Annotated in this window: 9 protein-coding genes; 3 read left to right on the top strand and 6 right to left on the bottom strand. The window is 62.9% G+C overall.

The window, feature by feature from the left end:
- Positions 1-10 precede the first annotated feature (10 nt).
- The 6 genes from K6T12_RS09105 to K6T12_RS09080 all read right to left on the bottom strand — a co-directional run bounded on the left by K6T12_RS09105 (position 11) and on the right by K6T12_RS09080 (position 8,520).
- Entirely contained in the window at positions 11-3,823 is a 3,813-nt protein-coding gene (locus tag K6T12_RS09105) for a YhdP family protein (RefSeq protein ID WP_222221659.1), read from the bottom strand.
- Between the two features lie 12 nt (positions 3,824-3,835).
- Positions 3,836-5,320 (bottom strand): ribonuclease G, encoded by a 1,485-nt coding sequence (gene rng / locus K6T12_RS09100; RefSeq protein ID WP_222221657.1) that lies wholly within the window; start codon positions 5,318-5,320, stop codon positions 3,836-3,838.
- 49 nt (positions 5,321-5,369) lie between these two features.
- Complete coding sequence (locus K6T12_RS09095; protein ID WP_222221655.1) at positions 5,370-5,960, bottom strand: Maf family protein; 591 nt, start codon at positions 5,958-5,960, stop codon at positions 5,370-5,372.
- Positions 5,961-5,982: 22 nt separating this feature from the next.
- On the bottom strand, positions 5,983-6,471 hold the full coding sequence (gene mreD, locus K6T12_RS09090) for a rod shape-determining protein MreD (RefSeq protein ID WP_222221653.1): 489 nt from the start codon (positions 6,469-6,471) through the stop codon (positions 5,983-5,985).
- Positions 6,461-7,411 (bottom strand): rod shape-determining protein MreC, encoded by a 951-nt coding sequence (gene mreC, locus K6T12_RS09085; RefSeq protein ID WP_315853587.1) that lies wholly within the window; start codon positions 7,409-7,411, stop codon positions 6,461-6,463. Before mreC ends, mreD begins: the two co-directional genes overlap by 11 nt.
- 71 nt (positions 7,412-7,482) lie before the next feature.
- Complete coding sequence (locus K6T12_RS09080) at positions 7,483-8,520, bottom strand: rod shape-determining protein (RefSeq protein ID WP_222221649.1); 1,038 nt, start codon at positions 8,518-8,520, stop codon at positions 7,483-7,485.
- A gap of 259 nt (positions 8,521-8,779) precedes the next feature.
- On the opposite strand from K6T12_RS09080, the gene gatC reads away from it, so the two are divergent.
- From gatC to gatB, 3 genes are read left to right on the top strand one after another with little or no spacing between them, the layout of a single operon-like run.
- Positions 8,780-9,067, top strand: a complete 288-nt coding sequence (gene gatC / locus K6T12_RS09075) for an Asp-tRNA(Asn)/Glu-tRNA(Gln) amidotransferase subunit GatC (protein WP_222221647.1) — start codon at positions 8,780-8,782, stop codon at positions 9,065-9,067.
- Between the two features lie 46 nt (positions 9,068-9,113).
- Positions 9,114-10,565 carry an Asp-tRNA(Asn)/Glu-tRNA(Gln) amidotransferase subunit GatA gene (gatA, locus tag K6T12_RS09070; protein WP_222221645.1) on the top strand — a complete coding sequence of 484 codons (1,452 nt, stop codon included), beginning with the start codon at positions 9,114-9,116 and terminating at the stop codon, positions 10,563-10,565.
- Positions 10,566-10,581: 16 nt separating this feature from the next.
- Positions 10,582-12,036, top strand: coding sequence for an Asp-tRNA(Asn)/Glu-tRNA(Gln) amidotransferase subunit GatB (gatB, locus tag K6T12_RS09065; RefSeq protein WP_222221643.1), 1,455 nt, complete (start codon positions 10,582-10,584; stop codon positions 12,034-12,036).
- Positions 12,037-12,199: the final 163 nt, after the last annotated feature.

The raw sequence follows: 12,199 nt of genomic DNA, 5'->3' as shown, positions 1-12,199 counted from the left end.
TTCACCTCCGCTAACGATCACCCGCCGGCATAGCCGGCTGGGCCGACTCCGACGGTTTCTCTTTATACAGCTCAATTGTAGGATCACCCCAGTCACCGGCAAGGTGATAACGGATAGTGGTGAATTTCTGCAGCTTGTCGCCGATCAGCTTGTCGATCAGGAATACCGCGCCGGCCACATGAGGCTGACCCAGCAGTACCCCCATGATCGGCAGGTTCGAGGTCACCGGCAGGGTAACCTCCATATCCTGATCGATGGTTTCGTTGGCCAGATCCAGTTTGCCGATCAACGTCATATCCATCGATGGGCCGGTCATCTTGAACGGTTCGACGGTTTCCGCCACCCCCTGCCTGATCTCGTAGCTGGCCGCCATCCGGTCGAAGGCGACCCCTTTTTCAAACAGGTCACTGAAGTCGAGCCGCAGCCGCCGGCCGATCGAGTTCAGGTTCAGGATACCGAACAGCCGCAGAAAGTTACTGGATGTACCGCTCTCGACGATCCGCCCCTGCTTGGCCACGAACTCAACGGTACCGTCTGCCGCCGCCATCCTGTACTGCCAGGGCGCACCGGGCCACTCCAACTGCAGATAGGAGACCAGCTCTTCATTCTCCATCGCCCGGCCATGGCCCCAGGCCGCCAGCACATTGCCGAGGTCGCCGCCATTCAGCTTCAGGGTCAGCGCGGACCGGTGTGAGTCACCGTCATCCCAGCGGATCTCACCGTTCAGCACGATACCGTGCAGGTCGCCCTTCAGGTCACGTACCGTGGCGCCACGCTCATCCGGCAACAGCGCGAACGACCAGCTGCCCATCGGTTTGCCGTTCAGCTCCAGCGCCTGCAGCCGCACATTACTGGCCGGCAACTGGTTGGGGTCGATCGGGCTCGGCGTCGACGCCTGCGATGAGTCGTCCGAAGCACTATCGCGCTGCAGCTTCAGATGACGAATATCCACCTCGTAAGGGCGCTCATTGGCCGGAAACAGGATCGATCCGGCCAGCTTCTCGCTGTCGACGCTGAGGTTCCAGCCCTCGTCGACCGGCCGCAATGCGGCAGCCAGGCCGCCGAGTGCAAAGTCATCCAGGGAAAAGCTGCCAAGCTTCAGCGCCACCGACCGCAGCAGCGGCTCGGCGTCGGCTTGCCCGCCGCCCTGCAGCAACTCGGCCTTGTCCAGGAACTGCATCAACTGGTCGTAATCCAGCTGTGCCAGTTCGCCCTCCACCACCAGTCCCGGCCGGGCCGGCAGGTTGATATCCGCCTGGTTAAAGCCCAACAGTCCCCGCTCCAGCGTACCGTCTCTCATCAGGAGTAACGCCCGCAACTGTTCGCCGTAGCGGATATCGAAGCGCTCTTTGCCCGCAGCGAGGTTGGATCGTAACGAGAATGCGGTTTCGCTATCGGCCTGTTTGGCCAGCGGCACAGGCGCCTCGACGGACACCCCCTGTAGCGCGGAACGCACCGTCAAGCCCGTGCACTTTGGCTGACTGGCGGCACAGAGATCCAGCTGCGCCCGATACCAGGTTTCGCCATTGGCGATCTTAAGCAGCGGCAGTTGCAGCCAGTCGCGCAGGGTCGCCATATCGATCCGGCTGTCCAGCCGGATACGGGTACGCGGGACATTGCCGAACGCCTCGGCCGGACCGCTGCTGATCTGAGCGCTGGCCGGTCGCCCGAACAGCTGTGCCTTCAGATCCTTGGCATGCAGGCCGTGCGGGCTGTCGTAGCGGACAAGGCCATTGATCTTGCTGAAATCGAGCCGCTGCCGTTCGGAGTGGAAACGACCGTCGCGGATCTGCGAGCCCAGATGCAGATCGGGTCGCCCGCCCTCCAGCGGAATAGCCAGCGCCACCTCGGTGACCACCGGCCCGGTCAACTGCCAGTTGGCCAGCTCATCCCCCACTTCGGCCCGCAGCGGCGACTCCAGCAGCAACCGATGAATGTCGCCGGCATCGCCCTGCAGGCGACCACTGATCTGCAGCCGAGATTCACCAGGCGGCAGATAAACGCGGGCATAGTCGATCTTCGAATCCAGCAGGCGGGCCCGGTCGACATCGACCAGCAAGGCACCATCCTTCAGCAGCATGAACAGCCGGCCATCGGTAATCGCCGGCCAACCTGGCTGGTAGGCGAATTCGGCCTGCTGGACATCGAAAAACATCTGTACGGTGGGCCGCTGATGGTCGTCCAGCCGCGAGCGGGTGCCGCCATGCAGCAGGAAACCGCCCTGGTTGACGCTACCCGCCCTGATCGCTTCCACCAGCCAGCGGTGCAGATCTTCACCCACCTCGGCCGGCGGCACATAGCGGCCGGTCACCCGGCCGTCGGCACTGCGGGTGCCGATCATCAGGGTCAGCTCGGTCTGCTGGTCACGCGAATAGGGCAGCCGGATGCTGAATCGCCCCTCGGCCTCGATATCCTGCTGCTCCAGATGCAGCAGACCGGAGTTGACCACCACCGCCTGCTCGTCCAACCGCCAGCGGATGATGCCGTCAGCCTGCTGGTACTGCCAGCCATCGGGAAAGAGGTCGGGAAAATTCATCACGAAGTTCTGGCTGCCCAGATGGATCGCCCCCCCCATGGCATCGGCGGTCAGTCGGCCGTCGATACCGAGCAATTGCGGTACACCATCCCAGTCATCGACCGCCAACTGGTCCAGATCGGCCTGCAGCTGGAAGCCGGCCGGATCGCGCCCCGGCCAATCAACCTGCAGGTTACGCAGCACGCCACGCGGCCGCAGGCTGGTCAGCGCCTGCTGGCCAATGTCGCCCAACCACGGCTGCTCACGCAGCCAATCGGTGATCGGATCGAGCGCCAGCGCCGCCAGCTGCAGCTGCGCCAGTCGCCAGCCGGTTGGCGCGGCCGGTACCAGATTGAACGACAGCGCCGGTAGATGCAGGGTCTTGTCGCCTTGAGTCAGCCGACTGTCATGCAACTGAAGCTGATAGCCCTGTGGTCGCTTCAACAGGGTGGCCGAAAGCCGGCTGTCGCTGAACATCAGCTGATCGCCCAGCTGCAGTTCGGCAATATCGGTCTGCGCCTGCAACCGCTCCAGCTGGCCGCCTTGCAGGGTCGCCCAGATCCGCTGGTTCAGGCTCAGGGCCTTGAGCTGCTGGTTCTCAGGCAGATAGGGGTTGAGCAGTGCCGTCGGCAGGCCGTCCAGTTCGGCAAACAGCTGTACCGGCTGGCGGGTCGGATCGCCCTGACCCCGGGCCGATATCTGTACCCGGTGGCGCTGTTCGCCGACCACCAGGTCAGCCGTGAGCCGCAACTGATAGCGCTGGCCCTCGGCCTGCAGACCGGCCTGCAACTTTTGCAGCTGTATCGTCGGTTGGCCCGGTCGCAGCAATGCAACGGCGCCCTGTTCGATGGTCAGCGGCTGATCGAGCAACCAGAGCGGTATTTCGGGGAGGGTAACGGCTGTGGAGGCCGGCGCCTCGACAGCCGGTTGGCCGGACTGCCAGCCGATATAGGGTTCGCTGACAGTCAACCGGGAGAATACCGGCCGGCCGCCGAGCAGCGAGCGGCCAACATCGAGGCCGACCTGCAGGCGGTGAACCGACAGGGTCAACGGCTCATCCGGCTGACGCACCAGGCGCAGATCGCGCAGTTCAATGGTCGGATAGCTGCCCTGCCAATAGCCCTCGATCTCACCGATCTGCAACTCGCGACCGAGCTGCTCACTGAGCAGCTGTTGCAGCTCCTCGCGGAACGCGCCGACCTGCGGCAGCGTATAGCGGGCCACCACCACCAGCAGGGCGGCCAGGAACAGCAGGCAGACCAGCAGCCAGTAGGCCCACCAGAACAGCCGTTGGCTTGTACACAGCATCAGCTCTGTCCGTCAGCGCAGCACCACATCGAAATGTTCGGCGCTGTACATCGGCTCCACCTGGAAACGGATGGTCTTGCCGATAAAAGTTTCCAGCTCTGCGACATGGTCGGAGGCATCGTCCATAAGGTAGTCAACCACCGACTGCGCCGCCAGCACCAGGTAGGTTTCGGTATCGTAGGCGCGATGCTGGCGCAGGATCTCGCGGAAGATCTCGTAGCAGACCGTTTCCGGGGTCTTGATCGAGCCCCGGCCCTGGCACTGTATACAGGGCTCGCAGAGCACCTGTTCCAGGCTTTCGCGGGTACGCTTGCGGGTCATCTCGACCAGCCCCAGCTCAGACACCCCGGTCACCTTGCACTTGGCGTGATCCTTCTCCAGCATCCGCTCGAGGGTACGCAGTACCTGGCGCTGGTGATCCGGGTCTTCCATATCGATGAAATCGATGATGATGATGCCGCCCAGGTTGCGCAATCGCAGCTGGCGGCCGATCGCGGTGGCCGCCTCGAGGTTGGTCTTGAAGATCGTCTCTTCCAGATTGCGATGGCCGACGAAAGCGCCGGTATTGACGTCCACCGTGGTCATCGCTTCGGTCTGGTCGAAGATCAGGTAGCCGCCGCTTTTCAGCTCCACCTTACGGCCCAGCGCCTTCTGGATCTCCTCCTCGACGTTGAACAGGTCGAAGATCGGCCGCTCGCCGGGATAGTACTCCAGCGCGCTGTTGATCTCCGGTACCAGCGCGGCGCAGAACTCCCGCGCCTTCTGATAGGTCTCGCGGGAATCGATACGGATCCGCTCCACGCCACTGTGAGCCATATCGCGCAGCGCCCGCATGTTCAGCGGCAGGTCTTCGTAGATGATCGCCGGCGCCTTGGCGGTGCTGATCTTGCCCTGAATCGCGTCCCACAACCGCTGCAGGAACTGGATATCGCCCTTGAGCTCCGTTTCGCTGGCCCCCTCCGACACCGTGCGCAGGATAAAGCCACCGCTGCGCACCGGCTCGCCGTCTTCGTCTTGGTTGACCGCCAATGCCTGCTGGATCACCGAGCGCAGCCGTTCGCGCTCCTCCGGATCCTCGATCCGCTGGGAGACGCCGATATGCTGGTTGCCGGGCATATGGACCAGATAGCGGGAGGGGATCGACAGATGGGTGGTCAGCCGGGCGCCCTTGGTGCCGATCGGGTCCTTGGTGACCTGCACCAGCAGCGGCTGGCCCTCTTTCAACACCTGGGAGATCGAGGTATTGCCTTTCTCTTCAGGCGCACTCTGCTGCGGCAGCACGTCCTCGACATGGATAAAGGCGGCCCGCTCCAGGCCGATGTCGACGAAGGCGGCCTGCATGCCGGGCAGCACTCGCACCACCTTGCCCTTGTAGATATTGCCGACGATACCGCGCCGGCGGACTCGCTCGACGTAGATCTCCTGCGGCATACCGTTTTCGATCACCGCAATCCGGGTTTCCATCGGGGTAAAATTGATTAGTATCTCTTCGCCCATCACTGTTCCATACTCGTAAAACCCGGCTCTTGACTGTCGAATCAGCCGTTCATTGCGCCGCCACCGGTTGCCAGATCGGCACATCGAATTCGGCCAGCAGCGCGGCCGTCTCGGCCAGCGGCAAACCGACCACCGCCGAATAACTTCCATTGATCGCGGCGACAAACACCGCCCCCAACCCCTGAATACCATAGCCGCCGGCTTTGTCACAAGGCTCGCCAGTCGCCCAGTAGCGGCGGCACTGCGCTTCACTGAGGGTGTTGAAACGGACCTCGGTGCTGACCACCCGGGCCAGGGCGCGGCGGCCATCCACCACGGCAACACCGGTCATTACCTGGTGGCTGCGACCGGACAGCGACATCAGCATCTCCACCGCACCCTGTTCGTCACGCGGCTTACCCATCACCCGATCGCCCAGCACGACCGCGGTATCCGAACCCAGCGCCGGCAACCGGCCGCCGGCCTGCCGGAAGCCCGCCTCGGCCTTCTCACGTGCCAGCCGCTCGACGAACACCTGCGGCGATTCATCCGGCAGCAAGCGCTCTTCCAGATCAACCGGGCAGGTAAGAATTCGGACGCCGATCTGTTGCAGAAGTTCACGCCGACGCGGCGATGCCGAAGCCAGTACCAGATCTGCCATACGCTCTCCTCTCCCAGACGGGTCAGCCGATACGGAACAGCTGACGAATACCGTTCAAAACCAGAAACAGCCAGGGCCAGATCAGCGCGCTGACCAGAGACGGCAACAGGAACAACAGACTGTCGCCGGTCATGCCGAACAGCGCCTGCATCCAGTGAAAGATCAGCTGATTGATGCCGACCAGCACCAGCACCAGGAACGCCTGCTGCCAGAGCGGATACATCAGCATCCGTTGGTGCAGCAGGTAGGCCAGATAGGCGATGGTGACCAGCGACAGCGCATTGAGTCCGAGCACCGAGCCCTTGATCAGGTCCAGTGCCAGGCCAACCAGGAAAGCGGTGCCCATACCGATCCGGTGCGGCAATACCAGCACCCAGAAGATCAGGATCATTGGGATGAACTCCGGCCGCGCCCAGAGCAACGCATTGGGCAGCGGGATCTGGCTGAATACCAGGCCGACCAGGAAAGTTCCGATGATGATCAGCGATCCGCCCGAGCGGCTAGTGGCCATCAGTGGCCTCCGGCCGGGCCGCATCGGTTTGAGAGGAATCGGGCTTGACCACGCCCGCTTGGCTGCCAGCGGGCCGCGCCTCCGCCGGGTCGGCGGCCAGAATCAACGGTTGCGGCATGGTGACCAGCAACAGGTGGCGACTCTTGTCCATCCGGGCGGTCGGCACCGCCCTGACGCTGGCAAAGGGCTGGCCCGGATCACGCACCACCTTGCTGACCTCGGCCACCGGGTAGCCACGCGGGAAACGACCGCCCAGGCCGGAGGTGACCAGCAGATCACCCTCGCGGATATCGGCAGTGTCGGCGACATGGTCCAGCACCAGTTCGTCCATCTCACCGGTGCCCAGCGCAATCGAACGTACGCCGTTACGATTCACCTCCACCGGGATCGCGTGGCGGGCATCGGTAATCATCACCACCCGGCTGGTGTAGTGGGTCGATTCGACCACCTGGCCCATCACGCCGCCGGCATCCAGCACCGGCTGGCCTTCGTAAACACCGTCTTCCAGCCCCCGGTTGACGATCACCTGGTGCTGGAACGGATCAGGATTGACGCCGATCAGCTCGGCCAGCATCACCTGTTCATCGATCCGCGCCCGGCCGTTAAGCAACTCACGCAGCCGCACGTTCTCGGCGGTCAGCGCCGCCACGTGCTGTACCTTGCGCTCCAGCAGCAGGGCGTCGGCGCGCAACTGCTCGTTCTCTTTCAACAGCAGACGGCGATCGACCACCAGGTCGGAGACCTCACCGGCGGCCCGGCTGGGAATATCCACCAGCCATTGCAACGGGGTGATCAGCAGCGACAGATAGGCCCGCCCCTGACGCATCTGGGCGGTATAGAGATCGGCCACGATCAGCGCAACCGCCAACAGCAGCAGGAACAGGAAACTGTAGCCGGGTGAACGGCCACGGAAGATCGTTTTAATGGGACACCTCCCCACCATCCATCCGGCAGGTCAGGCATCCCTCAAACAGCAAAATAGCAGATGCCGGACCGACGCCCGGCAGCCGATCAGTCATGGGCAACCAGTTCGAAACCGTGTTTATCCAACATCTCCAGCGCCTTGCCACCGCCACGGGCGACACAGGTCAGCGGATCTTCGGCCACGATCACCGGCAGGCCGGTTTCTTCACCGATCAGCCGATCGATATTGCGCAGCAGCGCACCGCCACCGGTCAGCACGATGCCACGTTCGGCAATGTCGGACGCCAGCTCCGGCGGGCACTGTTCCAGCGCGCTCTTCACCGCCTGCACGATGGAGGACAGCGGCTCCTGCAGCGCTTCCAGAATCTCGTTGCTGTTCAGCGTGAAGCTGCGCGGAATCCCCTCCGCCAGGTTACGGCCGCGCACGTCGATCTCGCGCACCTCGGTGGCCGGATAGGCGGTACCGATCTCCTGCTTGATCCGCTCGGCGGTGGCATCGCCGATCAGGCTGCCGTAGTTGCGGCGCACATAGGTGACAATCGATTCGTCGAAGCGGTCGCCGCCAACCCGGACCGATTCGGCATAGACGATGCCGTTCAGCGAGATCACCGCGATCTCGGTGGTACCGCCGCCGATATCCACCACCATCGAGCCGTTCGCCTCTTCGACCGGCAGGCCGGCACCGATCGCCGCCGCCATCGGTTCGTCGATCAGGTAGACCTCGCGGGCCCCTGCGCCCAGCGCGGATTCCTTGATCGCCCGGCGTTCCACCTGGGTGGATTTGCAGGGCACGCAGACCAGTACCCGCGGGCTCGGTGTCAGGAAGCTGTTGTCGTGCACCTTGCTGATGAAGTACTGCAACATCTTCTCGGTGACGTGGAAGTCGGCGATGACGCCATCCTTCATCGGCCGGATCGCGGTGATGTTACCCGGGGTCCGTCCCAGCATCCGCTTGGCATCCGAACCGACCGCCGCGACCGACTTCTGGTTACCGGTCTGGCGGATCGCTACTACGGACGGTTCGTTAAGGACAATATCCCGGTCACGCACATAGATCAGGGTATTGGCCGTGCCCAGGTCGATGGACAGGTCGCTGGAAAAGATGCCACGGATTTTCTTGAGCATTGGGTCGGGAATCCTAAGATTTTGCAGGTAAATACCGCTGTATCCTGAAAACACGTAACTCTAACAACGGCATATTCTTTCGGCAAGAAAGAAAGCGGCCTGAGCGGCGCCATTTTTATGCTTCAGCACGATGGCCGGCAGCACTTCAGGCAGGATGGCGGTTATGGTACCTTATTCGCCTTTATTTGTGTGCCGCCCGATGGTATTCCGGGTCCGGCCACAGGCGTCAAAACGACCTTCAATTCAGCGAGAAGCGACTATGGCTCTAGACCGCTCTGATGTGGAAAAAATCGCCCATCTGGCGCGCCTGCAGATCGATGAGCAGGACATCCCCGAGTACACCCAAAACCTGTCCAACATCCTGGATCTGGTCGACCAGATGCAGGCGGTGGACACCCGCGATATCGAACCGATGGCCAATGCCCTGGACGCAGTACAGCGGCTGCGCAAGGACGAGGTCAGCGAGCCGAACCGCCGCGAGGCGTTGCAGGCGGTAGCGCCGGCTGTGGAAAACGGCCTGTTCCAGGTCCCCAAAGTGATCGAGTGATCTTACCCCGTTCACCCCATCGGAATTCTGAAGGACATCTACTCCCATGTTTGACAAGACGCTAGCCGAACTGGCCCAGGGGCTGCAGAACGGCGACTTCAGCAGTGTCGAGCTGACCCAGGCCTACCTGGACCGGATCAAGGCCGAAGACGGCAAGTACAACAGCTATATCACGCTGACCGAAGAGCAGGCGCTGGCCCAGGCCAAGGCCGCCGACCAGGCCCGTGCCGCCGGCAATGCCGGTGCCTTCACCGGCCTGCCGATCGCCCACAAGGATATCTTCTGCACCGAGGGCGTGCGTACCAGCTGCGCCTCCAAGATGCTGGATAACTTCATCTCGCCTTACAACGCTACCGTGGTGGAGAAGTTCAACGCCGCCGGCGCAGTGATGCTGGGCAAGACCAATATGGACGAGTTCGCCATGGGCTCCTCCAACGAGAGCAGCTTCTACGGCCCGGTCCATAACCCCTGGAACACCGACTGCGTGCCGGGCGGTTCCTCCGGCGGTTCCGCCGCAGCGGTCGCGGCGCGGCTGGCGCCGGCAGCCACCGGCACCGATACCGGCGGCTCGATCCGCCAGCCGGCGGCGCTGTGCGGCATCACCGGCCTGAAGCCGACCTACGGTCGGGTGTCCCGCTACGGCATGATCGCCTTCGCCTCCTCGCTGGACCAGGGCGGCCCGATGACCCGTAGCGCCGAAGACGCCGCACTGATGCTGAACGTGATGGCCGGCTTCGACGAGCGCGACTCCACCAGCATGCAGCGCGAGGTGCCGGACTACACCGCCGACCTGAGCAAGCCGCTGAACGGCCTGACCATCGGCCTGCCGAAAGAGTACTTCCCGGCCGACCTGAATCCGGCGATCGCCCAGCAGGTGCAGAACGCCATCAAGGAGTACGAAGCGCTGGGCGCCACCGTCAAGGAGGTCAGCCTGCCGAACACCCACCTGGCGGTACCGGCCTACTACATCATCGCGCCGGCGGAGGCGTCCTCCAACCTGTCCCGCTTCGACGGCGTACGCTACGGCTACCGCTGCGACAGTCCGGTCGACCTGGAAGACCTCTACAAGCGCTCCCGCGGCGAAGGTTTCGGCCCGGAGGTGAAGCGTCGCATCATGGTCGGCACCTACGCGCTGTCGGAAGGCTTCTATGACGCCTACTATAAAAAGGCACAGCAGATCCGCCGCCTGATCAAGCAGGACTTCGTCAATGCACTGAACGAAGTGGACGTGATCATGGGCCCGACCACGCCGCACCCGGCGTTCAAACTGGGCGAGAAGACCGCCGACCCGATCGCCATGTACATGGAAGATATCTTCACCATCGCGCTGAACCTGGCCGGCCTGCCGGGCATGTCCATTCCGTGCGGCCAGACCGACGGCCTGCCGGTGGGCCTGCAGATTATCGGCAACTACTTCGCCGAGCAGCAACTGCTGAACGTCGCGCACCAGTTCCAGCTGGCGACCGACTGGCACAAACAGGCTCCCGAAGGCATCTGACAGAGGTTAACGAATAATGGAATGGGAAGCGGTAATCGGGCTTGAGATCCACGCCCAGCTCGCCACGAAATCCAAGATCTTTTCCGGTGCCGGCACTGCCTTTGGCGCCGAACCGAACACCCAGGCCTGCGCGGTCGACCTGGCGCTGCCGGGCACCCTGCCGGTGTTCAACGAGGAAGCACTGCGCATGGCGGTGAAGTTCGGCCTGGCGATCGACGCCGAGATCGGCCGTACCTCGGTGTTCGACCGTAAGAACTACTTCTATCCGGACCTGCCGAAAGGCTACCAGACCAGCCAGCTGTTCCACCCGATCGTCGGCAATGGCCACGTCGATATCCAGCTGGAAGACGGCACCGTCAAACGGGTCGGCGTCACCCGCGCCCACCTGGAGGAAGACGCCGGCAAGTCGCTGCACGACGAGTTCCCGGGCATGACCGGCATCGACCTGAACCGCGCCGGCACGCCGCTGCTGGAGATCGTCTCCGAGCCGGATATGCGCAGCGCCGAAGAGGCAGTGGCCTACGTGCGCAAGATCCACTCGATCGTCACCAGCCTCGGTATCTGCGACGGCAATATGGCGGAAGGTTCGTTCCGCTGCGACTGCAACGTCTCCGTGCGCCTGAAAGGCGAACAGGAGTTCGGCACCCGCACCGAGACCAAGAACATCAACTCGTTCCGCTTCATCGAGAAGGCGATTCTGGGCGAGATCGAGCGCCAGATCGACCTGCTGGAGGATGGCGGCCGGGTGGTACAGGAAACCCGCCTGTACGACGCCGGCAAGAACGAGACTCGTTCGATGCGCTCCAAGGAGGAAGCCAACGACTACCGTTACTTCCCATGCCCGGACCTGCTGCCGATCGTGATCGAAGAGGATTACATCGAGCAGATCCGCGACAGCCTGCCGGAACTGCCGGATGCCCGTAAGGCACGCTTCATCGAGCAGTACGGCCTGAGCGACTACGACGCGATGGTGCTGTCCGGCGATCACCATCTGGCGGGCTACTTCGAGACCGTCGCCAAAAACGCCGATGACGCCAAGTTGGCTGCCAACTGGGTGATGGGCGAACTGTCCAAGCATCTGAACGCCAACGATACGGCGATCGGCGACAGCCCGGTTTCCGCCGAGCAGCTGGGTGGCCTGCTGGTCCGCATCAAGGACAACACCATCTCCGGCAAGATCGCCAAGCAGGTGTTCGAGATCATGTGGGCGGAAGGCGGCAGCGCCGATCAGGTTATCGAAGCCAAGGGCCTCAAGCAGGTGACCGATACCGGCGCCATCGAAGCGACCGTCGACGAGGTTATCGCCAACTGCGGCGCTCAGGTCGAGCAGTACAAGGCGGCCGAGCCGGACAAGCGCGGCAAGATGATCGGCTTCTTCATGGGCCAGGTGATGAAAGCGACCGGCGGCAAGGCCAACCCGGGCGCGGTTACCGGCATCCTGAAGAAGAAGCTGGACGCACTGTGCGATTGAGCCGACCGTTCTGATAGATAGCCAAAAGCCCGCTACCGCGTAATGCCAGTCAGTTAAGCCAACTGACTGGCATTTTCTTGTTTCTTCGCTGCTTGTTAGGAAATTTCTACGTTAGCCATAAGCTTGCCGCTGGCACCCCTGTCTACGCCGACTCTGAGCGTCC

The sequence above is a fragment of the Marinobacterium arenosum genome (assembly GCF_019795155.1).
GTDB classification, from domain to species: domain Bacteria; phylum Pseudomonadota; class Gammaproteobacteria; order Pseudomonadales; family Balneatricaceae; genus Marinobacterium_C; species Marinobacterium_C arenosum.
This window is presented reverse-complemented; position numbering and strand designations above follow the sequence as displayed.

What these genes read in the sequence shown, in the direction of transcription:
- gatC (WP_222221647.1), top strand. Translation starts at nt 8,780, where the DNA reads ATGGCTCTAGACCGCTCTGATGTGGAAAAAATCGCCCATCTGGCGCGC.
- K6T12_RS09080 (WP_222221649.1), bottom strand. Translation starts at nt 8,520, where the DNA reads ATGCTCAAGAAAATCCGTGGCATCTTTTCCAGCGACCTGTCCATCGAC.
- rng (WP_222221657.1), bottom strand. Translation starts at nt 5,320, where the DNA reads ATGGGCGAAGAGATACTAATCAATTTTACCCCGATGGAAACCCGGATT.
- gatB (WP_222221643.1), top strand. Translation starts at nt 10,582, where the DNA reads ATGGAATGGGAAGCGGTAATCGGGCTTGAGATCCACGCCCAGCTCGCC.
- gatA (WP_222221645.1), top strand. Translation starts at nt 9,114, where the DNA reads ATGTTTGACAAGACGCTAGCCGAACTGGCCCAGGGGCTGCAGAACGGC.
- K6T12_RS09105 (WP_222221659.1), bottom strand. Translation starts at nt 3,823, where the DNA reads ATGCTGTGTACAAGCCAACGGCTGTTCTGGTGGGCCTACTGGCTGCTG.
- K6T12_RS09095 (WP_222221655.1), bottom strand. Translation starts at nt 5,960, where the DNA reads ATGGCAGATCTGGTACTGGCTTCGGCATCGCCGCGTCGGCGTGAACTT.
- mreD (WP_222221653.1), bottom strand. Translation starts at nt 6,471, where the DNA reads ATGGCCACTAGCCGCTCGGGCGGATCGCTGATCATCATCGGAACTTTC.